Genomic DNA, 20,661 nt, shown 5'->3' with positions numbered 1-20,661 from the left:
AAGTAGACGAAAAGACAGCGCGCGGTGGCGCCGGAGTGGGGTCTCGACCTCTGCGTTCTCGCGCGAATACAGCGAGACAGAGACCTGACCGAGCGTGGCTTCGCTCTCCTCAACCGCGGGTCCTTGTCGTCCGGCTCTGCCGGAGGACCCCGGTCCTCTTCATTCGTACTTCTTGACCGATCACATCCTCACACAGGACATCGTGCCCACCATTGAATGCCGACGAGGACGCTAGCAGGCGACCACTTCGGCGGCAACGCGATATCAGCACGATCCACTGGCCACGAAACGACTCCACGGTCCTGCGACGCCGGCTCGGACACAGATCCTCCGAATCCGGTCACGGGCCTTCGGGCGGTCCCGTGCTCTCCGGACCCGCGCGCGTGACCCCGGCCGCATCCGCAGCGGCCGCCCGGATCGACGGGGCGACCACTCGGGCGAGGGCGAGCCAGAGCAGGTCGGCACCCCTGGCCCGGTCGAGCCCCCCGCAGCACCACCGGCAACCTGCGCCGCGTCGGCCGTTCGGCCACCACCACCGCCGGATCGCACGGCCCGTGCGGCCCGTCGGCACGTCTCGTGCCGGCGTCGTTCGACCACGCGCACGGTGTGTGTGGAATCTCTTGCACATCGGATCCAAAGAATCCTAATGTTGGATCCAATCTACGTCAGGTCAGGAGAGTCCGTGCGTTCTTCGTTGCCCTCGCTCGCGCCGTCGGCCGGGCTGTACATCGACGGGGCCCGGATCCCGGCCGGCGATCGGGCCTCGTTCCCGGTCGTCGACCCCGCCACCGAGGAGGTCCTGACCCACGCCGTGCAGGCCGACGACGCCGACGTGGACGCCGCCGTCGCCGCCGCGGGTACCGCGCTGCGGGACCGCCGGTGGTCCGGACTCGCCCCGCTGGAGCGGGCGGCCGTACTGAACCGGGTGGCCGACCTGATCGAGCAGGACCTCGAGGACCTCGCGATCCTCGAGACCCGCGACAACGGCAAGCCGATCGAACGCTCACGGGCCGACACCGGCCAGGCGGCGCGCACGTTCCGGCACTTCGCCGGCGCCCCGAGCCGGTTGACCGGCAGCACCGTCCCGATCGACGGCGGGGCCCACCACGTCTACACGACGCTGCAGCCGGTCGGGGTGGCCGCGCTGATCCTGCCGTGGAACTTCCCGATCATGACCGCCGCGTTCAAGCTCGCCCCGGCCCTGGCCGCAGGCTGCCCGGTGGTGGTCAAGCCCGCCGAGCAGACACCGCTGACGATGCTGCGCCTGGCCGAGTTGCTGACCGAGGCGGGCGTGCCCCCCGGAGTGGTGAACGTGCTGACCGGCGACGGCCGCGTCGGCGCGGCGCTGACCGCCCACCCCGGCGTCGCGACGGTGTCGTTCACCGGCAGCACCGCCGTCGGCCGGGAGGTCGGTGTCGCCGCGGCAGGCCGGCTCGCGCACTCGACGCTGGAGCTGGGCGGCAAGAGCGCCAACATCGTCTTCGACGACGCCGACCTCGACGCCGTCGTCACCACCGCGATGCGTGCGTCCTTCGGGCACTCCGGCCAGATGTGCACCGCCGGCAGCCGACTGCTCGTGCAGCGCTCGATCCTGCCCGAGCTCACCGAACGACTGCGGGCCGCCGTCGGGCGGGTCCCGATGGGCGACGGGCTCGCCGGCGGGATCTCGGTCGGACCGCTGGTCTCGCACGAGCAGCGCAGCCAGGTGCTCGGCTACATCGAGAAGGGCCGGGCGGAAGGGGCCGAGCTCGTCGTGGGCGGGGGTTGTCCGGACGGGCCCGGCTACTACGTCGAACCGACCCTGTTCACCGGCGTCACGAACGACATGGTGATCGCCCGGGAGGAGATCTTCGGCCCGGTCCTCGGCGTCCTCGCCTTCGACCACGAGGACGAGGCACTCGTCCTCGCGAACGACTCGACCTACGGGCTCGCCGCCGGTGTCTGGACCCGGGACCTCGGTCGCGCCCACCGCATCGCCGCGCGTCTCGAGGTCGGGACCGTATGGGTCAACACCTACAACGTGTTCGACCCGGCCCTGTCGTTCGGCGGGGTCAAGGACAGCGGCCTCGGCCGGGACCTCGGTGACGAGGCGCTGCAGGGCTTCGTCGAGTCCCGGGCCGTCGTGGTGGCGCTGTGAGCCCCGAGTCGATCGCCGGCCCGGCCCCCCGGCCGGCCCTCGGGACGGCACCCGCGCCGGGGATCGACGTCGCCGCGGAACGGGCCCGCACCCCCGGTGTCACCGAGTCGCACCACCTGAACGCAGCCGGCGCGGCCCTGCCGACCGCAGCTGTCGTCGACACCGTGGTCGAGCACCTCCGCCGCGAGGAGCGCGACGGTGGTTACGAGGCCGCAGCCGCGGTGGGTGAGGCGGTCGAAGCCGTCTACGACGACGTCGCCGAGCTCGTCGGTGCCCGCGCGGCGGAGATCGCGTTGTTCGACACGGCGACCACCGGCCTGCGGGTGCTGGTCGACGCGCTCGTGAGCAGCGGGACACCGCGGCTGCTCGTGAGCCGCTCGGCCTACGTGAGCCACGCCCTGCACCTCATGGCCCACGCCCGGCGCACCGGGACCGGGCTCGAGATCCTCCCCGTCGATCCCGCGACCGGTGCCGTCGACCTCGACGCCCTCGCGCTGAGCCTGCACGGTGGTGGACCGGCGATCGTGTTCGTCGCTCACCTGCCGACGTCGTCCGGGCTGGTGGAGCCGGTCGCCGCGCTCGGCGCGCTGACCCGCCGGCACGGGGCACGCCTCGTCGTCGACGCCACCCAGTCGGTCGGCCACCTGCCCGTCGACGTCGGCGAGATCGGCTGCGACGTACTGGTCACGACCGGGCGGAAGTTCCTGCGGGCCCCGCGGGGTACGGCCTTCGCCTGGGTGCACCCCGCCGTGCTGCCCACCCTCGAACCGGGCGCCCCGGACGTGCGGGGTGCCGCGTGGACCGCGGAGCGCGAGTGGACCCTGGCCGGCACCGCACGCCGCTTCGAGACCTGGGAGCACTCGGTCGCCTGCCGGCTCGGCCTGGGGGTCGCGGTCCGTGAGACGGTCGAGCGGGGTCTCGACGTCACCACCGCACATCTGGTCGCACTCGGCGCGGACCTGCGCGAGCAGCTGCGGTCGCGGCCCGGGGTGACCGTGCGCGACCCGGCCGCGAGCACCTCCGGGATGGTGACCTTCACCGTCGACGGCGTCGAGCCCGCCGAGGTCAAGCACCGGCTCGCCGCGGCGCGGGTCCGGGTCGTGACCGTCCCGGCGAGCCACGGTCAGTGGGATCTCGGCGCACGCGAGGTTCCCGCGGTCGTGCGCGCCTCGGTGCACGTCTACAACAACACCGACGACCTCGACGCCCTGCTGTCCGTCGTGGACACGATCACGGCGGGGCACCGGTGACCCGCACCGTGCTCGACGCCGACGTCGTCGTCGCCGGGCTGGGCGTGCACGGCACCGCCGCGGCGTACGAGCTCGCCGCGCGCGGCCGGCGGGTGATCGGCTTCGACCGGTTCGGCGAGGGCCACCTGCGCGGCTCCTCGCACGGGCGGACCCGGATGATCCGCCGCGCCTACCCGAACCCGGTGTGGAACCCGCTGGTCGAGCGGGCCTACGTCGGCTGGCGGCGCTGGGAGCGGCGCACCGGCGAGACGCTGCTGCACCGCACCGGCGGGCTCTACGCCCACCCCGAGCCCGGACAGCTGCAGGGCCCCGGTTGCGAGACCGTCTCGGACCCCGACCGGCTGCGCGAGCTCGCCCCGGGGCTGTCGTTGCCGGACGGCTGGCACGCCGTCTCCGACCCGGACGCCGGTGTGCTGGAGGCCGGGGCCGCCCGCACGGACGGCGCCGAACTGATCTTCGACGAGCCCGTGCTGGGCTGGACGCCCGTCGGCTCCGGGCCGGACGCGGGCGTCGTCGTCCACACCGGACGACGCAGCGTCCGGGCCCGACGCCTGGTCGTCGCCACCGCGGGCTGGGTCCCCGATCTGGTACCCGAGCTCGGCGGACTGTTCAGCACCTGGCGGATCCTCACCGTCACACTGCGTCCGGGGCACCCCGCCGCCGCTCCCCCGTCGCTCCCCGCGTTCTCGGTGCACCGGCCACAGGGGCTGATGTTCGGGCTGCCCGACGTGGCGGGCAGCGGCTACAAGGCCGGCACCGACACCGAACGGATCTGGGACCCCGAGCGTCCCGTCGAGCCGGTGGCCGCGGACGAGGTCGCCGCGCTGTGCACCCTGATGTCCCGGCACGTACCGGAGGTGCCCGCCCACCCGTCCACCGACGTCGCCGAGGCGAGGGCCTGCCTCTACACGATGACGACGGACCGCCGCTTCGTCATCGGGAGGCTGCCGGCGACGCCGCAGGTGGTGGTCGCCGCGGCCTGCTCGGGCCACGGGTTCAAGTTCGGGCCCGCCGTGGGCGAGGCGGCCGCCGACCTGTGCGAGGGGATCGACCGTCCCGACCTCGACTTCGTCGGCGTCACCCGACGACTGACCGCAGCATGACCGCGACGGGCGGCGGATCCGTCTCAGCCGACGAACACCGTGGCGGAGCGCTGCTCGTACCAGCGGGCCAGCGCGTCACCGGCCGCGATGACGTGCGCCCGCATCTCGGCGGCCGCGGCGTCGGCGTCTCCGGCGCGGAGCGCGGCGATGATCCGCTCGTGCTCGGCGAAGTTCTCGTCGCGGTGCCGGCTGTCGTTGACGATCAGCTGCGAGGACACGTTGCGCGGGAACGCGCCGTTGATGTCCTCGATGGAGCGGGTGAGCCGGGCGTTGCCCGCGACCTCGGAGATCAGGGTGTGGAAGGCGTCGTTGGCCGCCCGGTGCACCGGTGTGCGGCCCTCGCCCTGGGCGGCGGACTGCTCGTACATCTCCCGGTTGTCGCTCTCCAGCTCGTCGAGCTGCTCGCGGGTGATCCGGGCGACCGCGCGGCGGGCGGCGAGCGCCTCGAGCTCGGCGCGCACCTCGTAGGCCTCCCGGACCTCCCACGGCGCGGGTACCCGCACGACCGCGCCGCGGTGCGGGTGCACCGCGATCAGCCCGCCGTTCTGCAGCTGGCGGATCGCCTCACGGATCGGGGTGCGGCTGACGCCGAACAGGGTGGCGAGCTCGGCCTGACGCAGCTGGCCGCCGATCGGGATGTCCCCACCCATGATCATGTCCCGGATGCGGGCGGCGAGGTCGTCGACCAGCGTGGCACCCGGCGCTCCCTGCGCGGCCCCACCCTCGGTCCCGTCGGTATCCGGTGTACGCCGGACCATGCCCGTCCCCCCGTCCTCAGCGCCGTCGCGTGGCGGCGATACCGCGCCGGTGGACCCGAAACGATAGCCGACGGGTGCGTGCTCACCCGGGATGGATCCCAACCCGTGGGTCGTGGATCAGTTCCGCGGGCGGCCGTCCGCCGTCGTCGTCGAGCCACAGCCGTCACTTTCGGATCCACTTTAATCCGTCATGGATACCAACCGTCGACCCGTGGTCGCTCCGGACTCGTCCGGGCACCCGGTGGAGGAGGACCGACCCGATGAGCGTGATCGAGGGCGTGGCCGCGTCCGGACCGGAACGGACACCGGGAGCCGGGAGCGGCCCGCGGTTCGGCCGGCAGACCCCACCGTCCCCGGCCCAACGGCACTGGACCGAGCCCCTCGCCGAGTCGGAGATCGCCGAGATCGTCGACCTGGTGAAGGCCGACCCGCGGATCGGCGAGCACCCCCGGTTCTGGGGGGTGTCGGTCGACGAGCACCGTGCCCGGGACCTGCCGGCGGGCGTCGGTCGGCCGGTCCGGTCGATCGTCATGAACCCCGACGCGCACGCCGCGTGGGAGGTCACCGGCTGGACGTCGGGGGTCGACCGGCCGGCGTCGTTGCAGACCTGGACCCCGGTGGACGCCCGCCGGCCCGGGATCTCCAGCGAGGAGGCCCGGATGATGGCCCAGGCCTGCCGGGACGATCCCGGGATGCGCGCGGCACTGGCCCGCCGCGGGATCACCGACCCGTCGCTGGTCTGGGTCGACCCGGAGTCGATCACCGGCTTCGAGCCCCCGGAGTTCGCCGGGCGGCGGCTGTCCTGGGGGGCGGTCTGGCACCGCGAGCACCCCGAGGACAACGGCTACGCGCGCCCGGTCCCCGGCCTGGTCCCGATCGTCGACATGGAGACCTTCGAGGTCCTGCGGATCGAGGACCACGACTCCGGCCCGCCCACCGCCGAGGCCGGGAACTACCGATCCGGTGACTGGGGCCCGGACCGTGTCGTCGCCCCGCTGGAGATCGTCCAGCCCGACGGGCCGGGCTTCACCGTCGACGGGCACCTGGTGCGCTGGCAGAACTGGTCGTTCCGGGTGGGCTTCACCCACCGCGAGGGCATGGTGCTGCACGACGTGCGCTACCTCGACGGCGACCGCGAGCGCACGGTGCTGCGCCGGGCCGCGGTCAACGAGATGTACGTGCCCTACCTCGACCCGGACCCGACGGCGTACCGGAAGAACTTCTTCGACTGGGGCGAGTACGGCGCGGGCCCGCTCACGGCGTCGCTGGCGCTGGGCTGCGACTGCCTCGGCGAGATCCGCTACCTCGACGCCGCCGTGCTGGGCGGGCACGGCGAGCCGCGGACCGTCCGGAACGCGGTGTGTCTGCACGAGGAGGACGCCTCGATCCTCTGGAAGCACGTCAACACCCGCACCGGCCACGCCGAGGTGCGCCGGAGCCGGAAGATGGTCGTCTCCTCCTTCGCCACCGTCGCCAACTACGACTACGGCTTCTACTGGTCCTTCCACCAGGACGGCACGATCGACCTGGAGATCAAGCTGACCGGCATCATGTCGGTCACCGGGCTCGGACCGGACGGGGCCGCCCGGCACGGTCGCCGGGTCGGCGCCGACGTGCAGGCGTCGAACCACCAGCACTACTTCGGGCTGCGTCTGGACACCGCGGTCGACGGGCCCCGGAACCGGCTCAGCGAGATCCACGCCGAGGTCGAGCCCGACCCGGAGCTCGACCCGTACGGCAACGCCTGCCGGATGGTCCGCACGCCGATCACCAGCGAGGCGGCCGGCGCCCGGAGCGCCGACCCGTCCCGCGCGGTGCACTGGCTGGTCGAGAGCACCGAACGGACGAACCGCTTCGGCGACCCCACCGGCTACCGGCTGGTGCTCCCGAACACGACCCGGCTGTTCGCCCGGCCCGGCAGCGTCGTGGAACGCAAGGCGCCGTTCGTGTCCCGGGCGCTCTGGGCCAGTGCCTATGCCCCCGACGAGCGCTTCATCGCCGGTGAGTACCCGAACCAGGGCCCGCTGGGCGAGGACGGCGTGCACGTGTGGCAGCGGGCCGACCGTCGGCTCGACGACGCCGAGCTGGTGCTCTGGCCGGTCGTCGGCGTGCACCACGACCCGCGTCCCGAGGAGTGGCCGGTCATGGCCGTGCACCGGATCGGGATGCGGATGGAGCCCGACGGGTTCTTCGACCGCAACCCCTCGCTCGACCTGCCGGCCCCGGCCCCCGCCCGGTCCGGCGACGGGTGCTGCCACTGATGGCCGCCCTGCGCGGGCGGCCCGGCGCGCGATCCGCGGCCGGAACTCGACCCGTGAACCGATCCCGACGCGAGAGAGGCCCGTCGTGCTGAAGCGCGAGGACAACGAGAAGCTGACCCGTACCGGCCCGGACGCCCCGCTCGGCCGGCTGATGCGTTCCTACTGGCAGCCCGCCGCGCTGGTCTCCGAGATGCCGGAGGACCGGCCGGTCAAGGCCGTCCGGCTGATGAGCGAGGACCTCGTGCTGTTCCGGCGCGACGACGGCGGCTGGGGCCTGATCAGCCGGTTCTGCGCGCACCGCGGCGTCGACCTGTCCTACGGCCGGCTCGAGGACGGCGGCCTGCGCTGCCTCTACCACGGCTGGCTCTACGGGCCGGACGGCCGCTGCCGGGAGCAGCCGGCCGAGCCGCCGTCGAGCACCTTCGCCGACAAGATCCGGATCCGCAGCTACCCCTGCGAGGAGCGCAACGGCATCGTCTTCGCCTACCTCGGCGCGGGCGATCCGCCGCCGTTCCCGGCGTTCGACTGCTTCACCGCGCCACAGGCCTACACCTTCGCCTTCAAGGGGCTCTGGGAGTGCAACTGGCTCCAAGGCGTCGAGGGCGGGATCGATCCGAGCCACGTCTCGTTCCTGCACCGCTTCGTGGGTGAAGACCCGCGTGAGGTCTACGGCCGGCAGTTCAGCGAGGAAGTCGCAGGAACCGGGCAGAAGCTGTCCAAGCTGGTCGGTGACCACGTCCGCCCGGACATCGAGGTCGAGCGGGCCGAGCACGGGCTGCGGGTGTTCGCGATCCGTGAGCTCGACGGGGAGCGCACACACGTCCGGATCACGAACCTGATGTTCCCGAACGCGTTCGTGGTGCCGTTCGGCAACGACAAGGTCTTCGCGCAGTGGCACGTGCCGATCGACGACGAGAACCACTACTGGTACATGGTCCTCTACGACTTCGCCGAGCGGACCGACGCCGAGACCCTGCTCGCGCAGCGGCTGGCCGAGGTGACCCTCCCCGACTACCGGCCGATCCGGAACCGCGGCAACGACTGGGGCTTCGACGCGACCGAACAGAGCGAGCTGACCTACACCGGGATGGGTCTGGACATCAACGTCCACGACCAGTGGGCGGTCGAGAGCATGGGCCGGGTCCAGGATCGGACCGTCGAGCGGCTCGGGGTCTCCGACCGGGCGGTCACCGCGAACCGGCGGCTGCTGCTGAAGTCGCTGGAGGCCTTCGAGGCGGGTTCCCCGCTGCCGGCCCAGCCCCTGGACGCCGACGGCGCCGCGCGGCTGGTGGGTCCGGTCGCCGTCGACATGGTCGGCCCGACCACGGGGTGGCAGGGGCAGTGGGCCGCCCACGACGCCCGCCGCCGTGCCGAGTCCCCGTGGGCGACACCGCTCGGTTCCCCCGCACTGTCCGACGACACGGCGGCCGGAGCGGGGGCGACCGCCGATGCGTAGCGTCGACGAGCGGCCGGTGGCCGAGGGCGGCGGCGGGCACTCCGCCCGCCCGATGCTCGACGCCGACCGCGGCGGCTTCGTCGAACGGCACGGACTGTGGTCCGAGCAGCAGTACGCCGCCGCGGCGCAGCTGCGCCGGGTGGTCGACGAGCTCGGCATCGAGCTGGTCCGGGTCTGCTTCGTCGACCAGCACGGGGTGCTGCGCGGCAAGTCGATCACCAGTACCGCACTGCCGGGCGTCCTGCGCTCCGGACTGACCGCGCCGTCGTCGCTGCTGCTGAAGGACCCGTCCGGGCGCTCGACGTTCGCGGTGTTCGACGGGCTGCGGCTGGACGGCCACCGCGGCTTCTCCGGCGCCGGTGACGTGGTGCTCGTCCCCGACCCGGCCACCTTCCGGGTGCTGCCGTGGGAGAACCGGACCGGGCTGCTGCTCGCCGATCTGCACTACCCCGACGGCGGGGTGGTCCCGTTCTGCACGCGGGGTCTGCTGCGTCGGCAGCTGGGCGCGCTGGCCGGGCGCGGCATGAGCCTGACCGTCGGCCCGGAGCTGGAGTTCCACGTGTTCGCCCGTGCGGACCCGGCGATGGACCCCGCGCAGGTCGGCCGGCCCGGCGCGCCGGGCACCGCGCCCGTGGTCCGGCCGCTCACCCCCGGCTCCCAGCTGCTCGACATCGGTGGCCTGGACCGCTGCGACGAACTGGTCACCGGGATCCACCGGACACTGACCCGGCTGGACCTGCCGCTGCGCTCGATCGAGCTCGAGTTCGGGCCCAGCCAGTTCGAGATCACCCTGGAGGCGGGCGAGGCGGCGGTGGTCGCCGACCAGGTCGTGCTGGCCCGCACGGCGATCAAGCAGCTGTGTGCACGAATGGGCCTGCACGCCACGTTCATGTCCCGGCCGCAGGGGTCCGAGACCGCCTCCACCGGCTGGCACCTGCACCAGTCGCTGTGCGATCTCGACACCGGCGCCCCGGTGTTCCCCGGGGCGGGGACCGACTCGGTCCTCTCACCGCTCGGCAGGTCCTACCTCGCCGGCCTGCTGGAGCATGCGGTCGCCGCGGCGGTCTTCGGCACACCCACCGTCAACGGGTACAAGCGCTACCAGCCGCACTCGCTGGCCCCGGACCGCGTGCTGTGGGGGGCCGACAACAAGGGGGCGATGGTGCGGGTGGTCGGTTCGGCCGGCGACCCGGCCGCCCGGTTGGAGAACCGTTCGGGGGAACCCGGCGCGAACCCCTACCTCTACATCCTCTCCCAGCTGGTGTGCGGTCTCGACGGGATCGACCGCGGGCTCTCGCCCGGGGAGCCGTCGGACTCGCCCTACCGCGACGAGGCGCCGCGGCTGCCGCGCACCCTGGGTGCCGCGGTCGACGCGCTCGACGCCAGTGCCCTGTTCCGGCGCGAGCTCGGTGACGTCGTCGTCGACTGGTACGTCCACCTCAAGCGGGCGGAATTCGAGCGCTACCTGGCCGACGTGTCGGCCTGGGAGCAGCGCGAGTACTTCGACCTGCTGTGACCAGCCCGGTGAACGACGTGGGTGCACTGCTGGTCGTCGGTGACGTCCGCACCATGGACCCGGCCCGCCCACGGGCCGGCGCGGTGGGGATCCGGGGCGACCGGATCGTCGCGCTCGGGTCGGTCGACGAGGTACGGCGCGAGCTGGGCCGGGGTCGCGTCGTCGAGCACGACGCCGGCGGGTTCGTCCTGCCCGGGTTCGTCGACAGTCATGTGCACGTGCTGTGGGCCGGACGGGCGCAGGAGCGGGTCGGCCTCGACGATGCGACGAGCATCGCCGAGATCGGGCACCGCCTTCTCGCGCACGACGCCCGCCACCCCGGTACGGGCTGGATCGAGGCCGAGGCCGGTTTCGACCCCGGGGACCTGGCCGAGGGCCGGCTGCCCACCGCCACCGACCTCGACGCCGCCGTGCCGCACCGTCCGGTCCTCCTCGACCGCAAGGGGCACGACGCGATCGTCAACACCGCGGGTCTGCAGGCTGCCGGGATCGATGCCACCACCCCCGACCCGCCGGGCGGGCGGATCGAGCACACCCGCGACGGCCGGCCGACCGGCCTGCTCGTCGAGCATCCGGCCGCCGATCTCGCACGCGCCGCGATCGGCGAGCCGGACGACGCGCGTCGCGCGGGGTGGATCGAGACCGGCACCCGTCTGCTGCGCGGGCACGGGTTCACCGGCGTGATGGACCCGGCCGTCGGCCCCGGCGAGCTCGCCGCCTACGCCGCCGCGGCACGTTCCGGGCGCCTCGCCACGCGGGTGGTGGTGATGCCGCTGGGCGACGACCACCTCGACGACGCCGCGCTGCAGGCCGCCGTACGACGGTCCGGAGTCGCCGGCGCCGATCCCGGCCGGCTGCGGGTGGGCCCCACCAAGCTGTTCCTCGACGGCGGCGGATCCCTCGGCACGGCCTGGCGGTCGACCCCGTGGCCGGGCACCGACGGCTACACCGGCAACCGGACGCTGAGCGTCGAGGCGCTGCGGACACACTGCCGGAGCGCCGCGGCGGCCGGGCGGGGGGTCGGGATCCACGCCGTCGGCGACGCCGCCGTCGACCTCGTGCTGGACGCGCTGGAGGAGGTCGACCGGCGGACACCGGTGGCCGGTCTGGGCTTCCACCTCATCCACGCCTACCTCGAACCGAGCGCACGGGCGATGCGGCGCACCGCATCGCTGGGGGTGGCCCTCTCGGCCCACCCTGCTCTCTGGTGGAACGCCGGGGCGTCCGTCGTGGACCGGCTCGGCGAGGCGGTGGCCGCCCGGTCGAACCCGCTCCGTTCCTGGATCGACGCCGGGGTGCTCGTCGGAGGCGGCTCGGACGGGCCCGGGCCACCGCTGTCGGCGCTGCACGGCATGTGGCAGGCGCGCACCCGGAGGATCCGCGGATCCGAGCACCCGGTCGGCCCCGGCGAGGCCATCACCGCCGAGGAGGCGCTGGCCCTGTTCACCACCCGGGCCGCGGCGGTCGCCGGCCTCGACGGGCTCGGCCGGCTACGGGTGGGCGGACCGGCCGATCTCGCCGTGACCGACGTCGACCCGCTGGGGCCCGCCGGCCCGCTGCCCGGGGGACGCGTCCTGGCCACGGTCACAGCAGGTGCGCTCCACGTTCCGTGACACCGCATGCGCGCGCTGCACCGCACGTGGTGCACGCCATGCCCTCCGCCCACCCGTTCATGACGACGTAAAGGAACGGAAACAGGTCCCGACCTAGACTTCAGCCGGGATACCACTCGTAGTGTTTTGGATCCACGCCACCGACACGTCCTCCGAGGAGATCGCGATGCCGCCCACCACCCCGACCGATCGGCGGCAGCTGTCGCGCCGCAGCCTCTTCCGCGGTGCGGGCGCGCTCGGTCTCGGCGTCGGCCTGACGAGCCTGCTGAACGCCTGTGGCGTGGCCTCCCCGGGAGGGGGCGGCGGGGGCACGGCGGGAGGCACGCTCACCGTGGGCACCGACGCGACCAGCGGGGTGTTCGACCCGGCGTTCTACACCACCCTCGGCGATTGGATGGTCGTCGACTCGGTCTGCCGCGGACTGACCTTCTGCGACTTCACCGATCCCGAGCCACGACCGGACCTGGCCGAGAGCTGGACCGTCTCCGAGGACGGGCTGACCTACGAGTTCGCGCTGCGGCAGGGGGTGACCTTCCACGACGGGACGACCTTCACCTCCGCCGACGTGCTGGCCAGCCTGAACCGTCAGCTGAACGCGGACGACCCGACCCTGCCCGACGGTGCCTCCCGCTCGTTCCAGAGCCTGGGCCGCAACCTCGTCTCCCTCGACGCCCCGGACGAGCGGACCGTACGCATCGTCCTGCATGGCCCGGACGGCACGCTGCTCGCCCGGCTGTCCGACATCGGGGCGCGCGTGATCTCGAAGGCGGCTCTCGACCGGCACGGCGCCGACATCGGCAAGAACCTGGTCGGTACGGGCCCGTTCCGCCTCACCGCCGCGACCGCCGGGCAGTCGGTCACCCTCGAGGCCTTCGACGGCTTCACCGGCGGGCGGCCGCCGGTCGACCGGGTGGTCATGCAGCAGGTCCAGGACTCATCCACGATGATCGGCTCGCTGATCAGCGGAGCCGTCTCGGTCACCCAGTTCACCCCGTACTCCGCGGTCGGGCAGCTGCGGGCGAACGACGCGGTGACCGTGCACGACACGCCCTACTGCTACGACGCGATGCTGCTGATGGACGTCCGCCGACCGGCACTGGCCGAGCTCGGGGTGCGTCGGGCGATCAACCTCGCGATCGACCGGCAGGCCATCCTGGACCAGGCCTTCTTCGGAGTGGGCACCCTGCCGGCGGGGTATGCGGTACCGCCGTCGATGCCGGGCCACGACCCGTCGCTGGCGGACCTGAGCCGGACCGACGTCGCCGAGGCCCGCCGGCTGATCGAGGCGGCCGGTGCGGTCGGCCGCGAGGTGCGGCTGATGGCGGCCAGCGACACCTGGCACCCGCGGGCCGCCCAGGTGATCGCCCAGAACCTCACCGACATCGGCCTGAGGGTGGTCTCCGACTCCGTCGACCCGGCCGCGTTCTTCAGCCGCGTCATGGACACCGACGACCCGTACCACGAGATCATCGTGTGGGAGCGCAACTCCTATGTCCCCGACCCGGACAACACGGTCGGGAACATGGCCGTCCCGCGGGGCGTGTACGGATCGAGCGCCACCGGTTTCGACACCCTGCCCGGCACCGCGCGATTCACCGAGGACACCGTCGCCGCCCGGAACATGCCGATCGGGCCGGAACGCACCGCCGCCTACTCGGCGATCCAGCGCCGCTGGGCGGAGGACTTCATGGTGCTCTCGATGCTGGTGCACTCCACGAACCTGGTGGTCACCGGCGCGAGCGTGAGCGGTGTGAACGTCAACGCCCTCAGCACCCACCGCTGCTTCCTCGAGGACGCGAGCGTGAGCGGCGCATGACCGCGCCGGCCGTCGGCGGCACGGGCACCGTGCGGCGCGGGGCACGGCGCCGGTTCGCCCGCACACCGGTCGCAGTCGTGTCCTGGGCACTGGTCCTGGCCTACGTGCTGCTCGCGGTGGCCGGTCCGCTGCTGGTGACCGGTGACCCGCTGCGCCAGTCGCCGTCGGCGTTGCTGCCGATGGGGTCGCCGGGGCACCTGCTCGGGACCGACGACCTCGGCCGCGATCAGCTGGTACGGCTGGTGCACGGTGCGCAGCCGCTGCTCATGGTGGCCCTCGCCGCGACCGCGCTGGCGACCGTCGTCGGTGTCGCGATCGGGCTCGCCGCCGGCTACCTCGGGGGCCGGGCCGAGCAGCTGCTGATGCGGCTGACCGACGTCGCGCTGGCGTTCCCGTCCGTCCTGCTGATCATCCTGCTGGTCGCCGCGGCGGGGCCCGGCACGTCCAGCCTGGTCGTCGGCGTCGGCATCGCGCTGGCCCCCGGGATCGCCCGGCTGATGCGGGCGCTCGCGGCGCGCGAGTCTGCGCGCGACCACGTGCTCGCCTCCCGGATGGCCGGGACGGGCGGGCTGCGGATCGCACTCACCGAGGTGCTTCCCGGAACCGTCGGACCGCTGCTGGTCCAGGTGCTCACCACGCTGTCGGTGGCCGCCGGGTTCGCGGCCGGCATGTCCTATCTCGGGCTCGGCATCCAGCCCCCCACCCCGGACTGGGGCTACATGGTCCAGTCCGGTCAGGAGTTCCTCTACACCGCGCCGTCGCTGGTCGTGCTGCCGGCGCTGGCCACCCTGGTGTTCGTGGTCGCCTGCAACTTCGTCGGCGACGACGTCCGCGACGCGCTCGACCGGAAGGGGACACCGTGAGCGCCCCGACCACGACGACGACCCGACGGGCGCGCCCCGCCGTCCGGCCGGGAGGCTCCGGGCTGACCCGGCTGATCGTGCGCAGGCTGCTCGCCGTACCGGTGGTGCTGCTCGTCCTGGCCACCCTGGTCTTCCTGGCGATGCGGCTCATCCCCGGCTCGGCGGCCACCGCGCTCGGCGGCGCCGGCGACGGGCTGTCCTCGGAGCAGATCGCGCAGAACCAGCAACGGATCGCCGAGTCGCTCGGGCTGGACCGGCCGCTCCTGGCCCAGTACCTGACCTACCTCGGCGACCTGGTCCGGCTCGACCTGGGCAGCTCGTTCTTCGGCGGGAACGACGTGCTCGGCCTGCTCGGCGCCGCGCTCCCGGCCACGCTCGAACTCACCGTCGCGGCGATGGGCATCGCCGTCCTGATCGGCGGGGTCACCGGCCTGGTCGCCGCGGTGTACCGCGGGACCTGGATCGACACCCTGATCCGGGCGGTCGGCACGGTCAGCTTCTCGTTGCCCTGGTTCGCCCTCGGTGTGCTGTCCGTCGTGGTGTTCGGGGTGTGGCTGGGCTGGCTCCCGGTCCTGGGCCGGCTGCCGAACTCGCTGGGCTACGAGCCGACGACCAACATCGTGCTGCTCGACGCGATCCTCCAGAACCGCCCGGATCTCGTCCTGCCCTGGATCGCCCATCTGATCCTGCCGGCCACCACGCTCGCCCTCTCGATGGCCGGCTTCATCACCCGCATCGTCCGGGCGTCGGTCCTGGAGGTGCGCGGCGAGGACTTCGTGCGCACCGCCCGGATGAAGGGCATGACCGAGAACGCGATCCTGCTCCGGCACGTACTGCGCAACTCGGCGCTGCCCATCGTCACCGTGCTCGGGCTGCAGTTCGGCTCGCTGCTGGGCGGCGCGGTCATCACCGAGACGGTCTTCGCCTATCCCGGTGTCGGCGGCATGGTCGTCGCCGGGGTGCTGCAGCGCGACTACCCCGTGGTGCAGGGCGCCGCGCTGGCCATCGCCCTGCTCTACACGCTGGTCAACCTCGCCGTCGATCTCTTCTACCTGGTTCTCGACCCACGTCTGCGGAAGGGATGAGTCACCCGTGCGGATCCTGCTCGTGCACGGCGCCGGCGGTACGCCGGCGACCTGGGACGCCGTGCTGCCGGAGCTGCGGCGCCGCGGCCACGACGTCACGACGGTCACCAACCCGATGACGTCGTTGACCGACGACGTCGCCCACACCACCACCGCCCTCGACGCGCTGCAGGCACCGGTGCTGCTCGTCGGCCACTCCTACGGCGGGGCGGTGATCACGAACGTCGGCCGGGACCCGCGGGTGGCCGGGCTCGTCTACATCGCCGCGTTCGCCCCGGACGCCGGCGAGACCGTGCAGCAGATCGTGGAGCGTTACGACCCCGCGCCGGTCTCGGCGCACATGCGGCGCGGGCCGGACGGCGAGTGGCGCTCCGAACGCAGCGCGGCCTACTGGGCCGAGATCGGCTGGGACCTCGGCCCGGAGCTGCGCGCCGGCCGCATCGCGGAGAACCGGGTCGCCGACAGGAAGATCTTCGAGGAGCCCACCGGTGAGCCGGCCTGGCGCGTGTTGCCGAGCTGGTACCAGGTCGCCGACGGCGATGCGACCCTGCTCCCGGCCGCCCAGCGGGACATGGCCGCGCGGGCCGGCGCCACCACCAGCTCGGTCCCGGGCAGCCACTTCTCCCCGCTGGTGCACGCCGACGAGGTGTGCACGGTGATCGGGACGGCCGTCGCGGAGCTGACCGGCGTCCGGAGCGGACCGTGACCGGGCCGCCGGAGACCGTCATGCGGATCCGTGACCTGCGCGTCGGCTTCGACACCCCGGACGGCCGGCTGCCCGCCGTCGACGGTGTCGACCTCGACCTGCGCCGCGGCGAGATCCTGGCCCTGGTCGGGGAGTCCGGCTCCGGCAAGTCCGCGTTGACGATGAGCCTGGTCGGGCTCAACCGCGGCCCGCGCACGCACGTGAGCGGGCAGGTCGAGTTCGGGGGCCGCAACCTGGTCGAGGCGAGCGAGGCCGAGTTGCGCGAGGTCCGTGGCCGCGACGTCGCCGTCGTCTTCCAGGACTCGCTGGCCGCGCTCAACCCGCTGCACCGGGCGGGCGCACAGGTCTCGGAGATGCTGCGGCTGCACCAGCCGCTGCGCCGCGCAGCGGCCTGGGAGCGCGCCGAGGAGCTGCTCGACGACGTCGGCATCGCCAACCCCGCACGCACCGCCCGGTCCTACCCGCACCAGCTCTCCGGCGGGATGCGTCAGCGGGTGATGATCGCGACCGGGCTCGCCAACGAGCCCGCCGTGCTGATCGCCGACGAGCCGACCACCGCGCTCGACGTCACCATCCAGGCCCAGGTCCTGGAGCTGCTGCGGCGGCTGCGCGCCGAGCACGACTCGTCGATCGTGCTGATCACCCACGATCTCGGCGTGGTCGCGGAGGTCGCCGACCGGGTCGCGGTGATGTACGCGGGCCGGGTCGTCGAGCACGGCACCCGCGACGAGGTGCTGCGCCGGCCCCGCCATCCCTACACCGTCGGGCTGCTCCGATCGGTCCCGCGGATCGACGGCCCGCCGGCCGAGTCCCTGTTCGCGATCCCCGGCGCCCCGCTGACCGGGGTCGACCGGCCGGAGGGGTGCGCGTTCCGACCGCGCTGCGCGGACGCCGTCGAGGAGTGCGGAACCCGCCCGCCGCTACGGCCCCGAGAGCCCGGCTCGGGACACCTCGACGCCTGCGTACGCGAGCCGGCGACCGCCGGGAACGGGGGTGCCCGGTGAGCGTGCCACTCGTGCGTACCGAGAACCTGCAGGTCTCCTACCGCGACGGCGGGGGCCGCCCGGTGCGCGCCGTCGCCGGGGTGGATCTCGACATCCTCGAGGGCGAGACGCTGGGCCTGGTCGGCGAGTCCGGCTGCGGCAAGTCGACGCTGGGCCGGGCGCTGCTGCGTGCGGTCGATCCCTCGGGCGGTCGCATCCACTACCGGGGGCGCGACATCACCGACCTGACCAGCACCCGGATGCGGCCGCTGCGCGGGGACATGCAGATGGTGTTCCAGGACCCGTTCGGTTCGTTGAACCCGCGACGCACGGTCGCCGACATCGTCGCCGAACCGCTGCTGCGGGCCCGCGGCATGTCCCGGGGTGCGGCCCACGAGCGCGTCGGCGAGCTGCTGGAGCGGGTCGGGCTGGGACGGGCCGCCGGGAGCAGGCGCCCGCACGAGTTCTCCGGTGGGCAGCGGCAGCGGATCGGCATCGCCAGGGCGCTCGCGCCGTCGCCGCGATTCGTCGTGGCCGACGAGCCGGTCTCGGCGCTCGACGTCTCCATCCAGGCCCAGGTGATCAACCTGCTGACCGGGCTGACCCGTGACGAGGGCCTCACCCTGCTGTTCATCTCGCACGACCTGGGCGTGGTCCGCCACATCGCCGACCGGATCGCGCTCATGTACCTCGGGCAGATCATCGAGGTGGCCCCGCGGGGGGCGTTCTTCTCCGCACCCGCGCACCCCTACGGCGAGGCGCTGCTCTCCGCGGTACCGGTGCTGGAACGGACCCGGGAGCGGATCGTGCTGTCCGGCGAGCTGCCCGACCCCGCCGCCCCGCCGTCGGGGTGCCGCTTCCGGACCCGCTGCCGGCACGCCGTCCGGCGCTGCGCCGACGAGGAACCCGCCCTGCGGCCGATCGGCGAGGGCCGCTCGGTCCGCTGCCACCTGCCACTGCTCGACCTCACCCCACCCGTCCCCGGCCCGGCCGCACCGGCCGGCTCCGCCCCCAGGAGGCCCGTCCACCCGTGATCATCGACGCCTACAACACCACCCAGGACGTCCGGGGCCGCTCCGACTACCTGACCGGCGCCCGTCCCGGCCAGGCGCCGCCGCCGTACACCCCGTTCGACCCGCAGCGGATCCTGGACCGGATGGACGCCGCCGGCGTCGACATGGCGATGGTCTGCTCGCTCGCCCAGCGGATCGAGAACGACTTCCTCGTCGAGCTGGTCGGCAAGCACCCGGACCGGCTGATCGGGTTCGGACAGGTCCGCCCGCAGGACGACGACGCGCTGGAGGAGATCGAGCGGATCGCCGCGGCCGGGCTGCGGGGGCTGAAGCTGCATCCGAGCATGCACGGCTACCACGTCGCCGACCACGGGCTGCTCGACCCGGTGTTCGACCTCTGCGCGCGGCTCGGCCTGCCGATCCTGATCAACGCCCTGGACGACGCGTTCTGCGCGCCCCTGGCGATCGAGGAGATCGCCAAGGACCACCCCGGGGTCCCGACGATCATCGCGCACATGGGGGCGGTGTGGAACGTCCCCGAGGCGATCATCGTCGCGGAGCGGCGTGCGCACGTGTACCTGGAGACCTCGGCGACCCTGGTCTCCGACGTCAGGCGGGCCTACTCCCGGCTGGGCCCGGAGAAGATCCTCATGGGCAGCGAGTGGCCCGGCTCCGACTTCGACCTGGAGCGGATGAAGATCGCCAAGGCGATCCCCGACGACGACGACCGGGCCCTGGTCGAGGGCGGGAACTACGCCCGCCTGCTCGGACTCGGCCGATGAGCGCCGCCGCGTCCGCCGCACTGCTGCGGGTCACGCCGCCCGCCGAGATGACCGCCGCCGATGCCGCGCTGCTCGACACGGCCCAGGCCCAGCTCGGCCGGGTCGTCGTGCCCGGCCGGCACGAGGTCGCCTCCGCGCTGCGCGCCGGTGACGGCACGGTCCACACCGGAGTGCACGTCGAGGGCTCCTGCCGGCGCAGCTCGGTCTGCGCCGAGGGCGTGGCGCTGGGTGCCGCCCGGGCCGCCGGGGTGTCCCTCGCGACCGTCGAGGCCGTGGTGTCGGTGCAGGTCAAGCCGGCGGACCGGTTCCGGATCATCGCCCCGTGCGGGGTGTGCCGGGAGCTCATCAGCGATTACGCACCGGACGCGCGGGTGTGGCTGACCCGCCCGGACGACGACGCCGTCGTCGTCCGCCGAGCGCTGGACCTGTTGCCCGAGAAGTCGGACCGGCGTTGGTGAGCGCCGGCGAGGAGAGGACCGTTCCCGTGATCACTGCACCACCCCTGGGGCCCGAGGTCGCCGGACTCGCCGCCGAGCTCGGTGGCACCGGATCCCCGGTGCTCTGGGACCGCATGACGTGGCCCGAGGCCGAGCAGGCGGTCACCGGGGCCGACTCGGTGATCATCCCGGTGGGAGCCACCGAGCAGCACGGGCCGCACCTGCCGCTGGCCGTCGACTCGATGATCTGCGAGGCCGTCGCGCACGGGGTCTCGGCGCTGACCGGCGTCCCGGTCGTGCCGACCCTCACCTACGGGGTGTCCGGCTCGCACGGCGGGTTCGGCGGGACCGTCTCGGTGCGCCCCGAGACGATGATCGCCCTGGTCGAGGACCTGGTCGACTCGCTGTACCGCGCCGGGGTCCGCCAGTTCGTGCTGCTCAACGGCCACATCTGGAACAACGGTTCGCTCGACGTGTCCGCCGAGAAGCTGCGGGTCCGACACGGTGACGCCCGGGTCCGGGCGCTGGGCTACGTGACGATGTACCCCGGCCCCGAGGTCGACGGACACGTCACGTACGGCCGCGGCCTGATGCACGCCAACTTCTTCGAGACCTCGGTGATGCTGCACCTGTTCCCGGACCTGGTCCGGATGGAGCGCGCGGTGTCCCACCGCGACGTCGACTCGTTCTGGGACTACCGGATGGACCAGGTCAGCGACACCGGCGTCTGGGGCCGCGACGTGGCCGAGGCGAACGCCGCGCAGGGCAGCGCCGAGTTCGACCGCTGCGTGCGCACCACCGCGGCCGCGGTGTCGGCCGCCGTGCGCGAGCCGTGGCCGGACCCGTCGCACCGTCCCTGATCGTCCCGGAGGAGAGACCGTC

17 protein-coding genes are annotated in these 20,661 nt (G+C 73.3%); 16 read left to right on the top strand and 1 reads right to left on the bottom strand.

The annotated features are described in order from the left end of the window. The first annotated feature begins 682 nt into the window (after positions 1-682). From Ae331Ps2_RS16765 to Ae331Ps2_RS16755, 3 genes are read left to right on the top strand one after another with little or no spacing between them, the layout of a single operon-like run. Positions 683-2,137: an aldehyde dehydrogenase gene (locus tag Ae331Ps2_RS16765; RefSeq protein ID WP_233147449.1), complete on the top strand. Its 1,455-nt coding sequence runs from the start codon at positions 683-685 to the stop codon at positions 2,135-2,137. Then, the gene (locus Ae331Ps2_RS16760; RefSeq protein ID WP_083695656.1) at positions 2,134-3,387 is read left to right on the top strand and encodes an aminotransferase class V-fold PLP-dependent enzyme; all 1,254 of its coding nucleotides are present in this window, start codon (positions 2,134-2,136) and stop codon (positions 3,385-3,387) included. Before Ae331Ps2_RS16765 ends, Ae331Ps2_RS16760 begins: the two co-directional genes overlap by 4 nt. Then, positions 3,384-4,490, top strand: a complete 1,107-nt coding sequence (locus Ae331Ps2_RS16755) for an FAD-dependent oxidoreductase (RefSeq protein ID WP_075307831.1) — start codon at positions 3,384-3,386, stop codon at positions 4,488-4,490. The genes Ae331Ps2_RS16760 and Ae331Ps2_RS16755 overlap by 4 nt, the downstream gene beginning before the upstream one ends. A 23-nt stretch (positions 4,491-4,513) precedes the next feature. On the opposite strand, the gene Ae331Ps2_RS16750 is transcribed toward Ae331Ps2_RS16755, so the two are convergent. Then, the gene (locus Ae331Ps2_RS16750) at positions 4,514-5,248 is read right to left on the bottom strand and encodes a GntR family transcriptional regulator (protein WP_075307833.1); all 735 of its coding nucleotides are present in this window, start codon (positions 5,246-5,248) and stop codon (positions 4,514-4,516) included. Positions 5,249-5,508: 260 nt separating this feature from the next. Between Ae331Ps2_RS16750 and Ae331Ps2_RS16745 the strand changes: the two genes are divergently transcribed. The 13 genes from Ae331Ps2_RS16745 (at position 5,509) to Ae331Ps2_RS16685 (ending at position 20,639) form a co-directional block, all read left to right on the top strand. Next, the gene (locus Ae331Ps2_RS16745) at positions 5,509-7,509 is read left to right on the top strand and encodes a primary-amine oxidase (protein ID WP_083695652.1); all 2,001 of its coding nucleotides are present in this window, start codon (positions 5,509-5,511) and stop codon (positions 7,507-7,509) included. Positions 7,510-7,594: 85 nt separating this feature from the next. Beyond that, complete coding sequence (locus tag Ae331Ps2_RS16740; protein ID WP_075307835.1) at positions 7,595-8,965, top strand: Rieske 2Fe-2S domain-containing protein; 1,371 nt, start codon at positions 7,595-7,597, stop codon at positions 8,963-8,965. Beyond that, positions 8,958-10,481, top strand: coding sequence for a glutamine synthetase family protein (locus Ae331Ps2_RS16735; protein WP_083695650.1), 1,524 nt, complete (start codon positions 8,958-8,960; stop codon positions 10,479-10,481). The genes Ae331Ps2_RS16740 and Ae331Ps2_RS16735 overlap by 8 nt, the downstream gene beginning before the upstream one ends. A 17-nt stretch (positions 10,482-10,498) precedes the next feature. Next, positions 10,499-12,094: an amidohydrolase gene (locus Ae331Ps2_RS16730; protein WP_139318787.1), complete on the top strand. Its 1,596-nt coding sequence runs from the start codon at positions 10,499-10,501 to the stop codon at positions 12,092-12,094. A gap of 166 nt (positions 12,095-12,260) precedes the next feature. Continuing rightward, a complete protein-coding gene (locus Ae331Ps2_RS16725) occupies positions 12,261-13,910 on the top strand; it encodes an ABC transporter substrate-binding protein (protein WP_075312216.1) in 1,650 nt (549 codons plus the stop codon). After that, positions 13,907-14,773: an ABC transporter permease gene (locus Ae331Ps2_RS16720; protein ID WP_075307839.1), complete on the top strand. Its 867-nt coding sequence runs from the start codon at positions 13,907-13,909 to the stop codon at positions 14,771-14,773. Before Ae331Ps2_RS16725 ends, Ae331Ps2_RS16720 begins: the two co-directional genes overlap by 4 nt. After that, positions 14,770-15,858 carry an ABC transporter permease gene (locus tag Ae331Ps2_RS16715; protein WP_198932138.1) on the top strand — a complete coding sequence of 363 codons (1,089 nt, stop codon included), beginning with the start codon at positions 14,770-14,772 and terminating at the stop codon, positions 15,856-15,858. The genes Ae331Ps2_RS16720 and Ae331Ps2_RS16715 overlap by 4 nt, the downstream gene beginning before the upstream one ends. A gap of 7 nt (positions 15,859-15,865) precedes the next feature. Next, positions 15,866-16,564, top strand: a complete 699-nt coding sequence (locus Ae331Ps2_RS16710) for an alpha/beta fold hydrolase (protein ID WP_075307841.1) — start codon at positions 15,866-15,868, stop codon at positions 16,562-16,564. Beyond that, positions 16,561-17,568 carry an ABC transporter ATP-binding protein gene (locus Ae331Ps2_RS16705; RefSeq protein ID WP_198932137.1) on the top strand — a complete coding sequence of 336 codons (1,008 nt, stop codon included), beginning with the start codon at positions 16,561-16,563 and terminating at the stop codon, positions 17,566-17,568. The genes Ae331Ps2_RS16710 and Ae331Ps2_RS16705 overlap by 4 nt, the downstream gene beginning before the upstream one ends. Positions 17,569-17,579: 11 nt before the next feature. After that, entirely contained in the window at positions 17,580-18,581 is a 1,002-nt protein-coding gene (locus tag Ae331Ps2_RS16700) for an ABC transporter ATP-binding protein (RefSeq protein ID WP_233147448.1), read from the top strand. Beyond that, the gene (locus tag Ae331Ps2_RS16695; RefSeq protein WP_075307845.1) at positions 18,578-19,342 is read left to right on the top strand and encodes an amidohydrolase family protein; all 765 of its coding nucleotides are present in this window, start codon (positions 18,578-18,580) and stop codon (positions 19,340-19,342) included. Before Ae331Ps2_RS16700 ends, Ae331Ps2_RS16695 begins: the two co-directional genes overlap by 4 nt. Further along, on the top strand, positions 19,339-19,800 hold the full coding sequence (locus Ae331Ps2_RS16690; protein ID WP_198932136.1) for a hypothetical protein: 462 nt from the start codon (positions 19,339-19,341) through the stop codon (positions 19,798-19,800). Before Ae331Ps2_RS16695 ends, Ae331Ps2_RS16690 begins: the two co-directional genes overlap by 4 nt. 26 nt (positions 19,801-19,826) lie before the next feature. Then, positions 19,827-20,639 carry a creatininase family protein gene (locus Ae331Ps2_RS16685; RefSeq protein WP_139318788.1) on the top strand — a complete coding sequence of 271 codons (813 nt, stop codon included), beginning with the start codon at positions 19,827-19,829 and terminating at the stop codon, positions 20,637-20,639. The last annotated feature ends 22 nt before the right edge of the window (positions 20,640-20,661 follow it).

It is taken from the genome of Pseudonocardia sp. Ae331_Ps2 (assembly GCF_001932405.1).
Classification (GTDB): domain Bacteria; phylum Actinomycetota; class Actinomycetes; order Mycobacteriales; family Pseudonocardiaceae; genus Pseudonocardia.
This window is presented reverse-complemented; position numbering and strand designations above follow the sequence as displayed.

Bases quoted from the DNA above. Each gene is read 5' to 3' on its own strand.
- Ae331Ps2_RS16750 (WP_075307833.1), bottom strand. From the start codon at position 5,248: ATGGTCCGGCGTACACCGGATACCGACGGGACCGAGGGTGGGGCCGCG.
- Ae331Ps2_RS16745 (WP_083695652.1), top strand. From the start codon at position 5,509: ATGAGCGTGATCGAGGGCGTGGCCGCGTCCGGACCGGAACGGACACCG.
- Ae331Ps2_RS16735 (WP_083695650.1), top strand. From the start codon at position 8,958: ATGCGTAGCGTCGACGAGCGGCCGGTGGCCGAGGGCGGCGGCGGGCAC.
- Ae331Ps2_RS16725 (WP_075312216.1), top strand. From the start codon at position 12,261: ATGCCGCCCACCACCCCGACCGATCGGCGGCAGCTGTCGCGCCGCAGC.
- Ae331Ps2_RS16720 (WP_075307839.1), top strand. From the start codon at position 13,907: ATGACCGCGCCGGCCGTCGGCGGCACGGGCACCGTGCGGCGCGGGGCA.
- Ae331Ps2_RS16690 (WP_198932136.1), top strand. From the start codon at position 19,339: ATGAGCGCCGCCGCGTCCGCCGCACTGCTGCGGGTCACGCCGCCCGCC.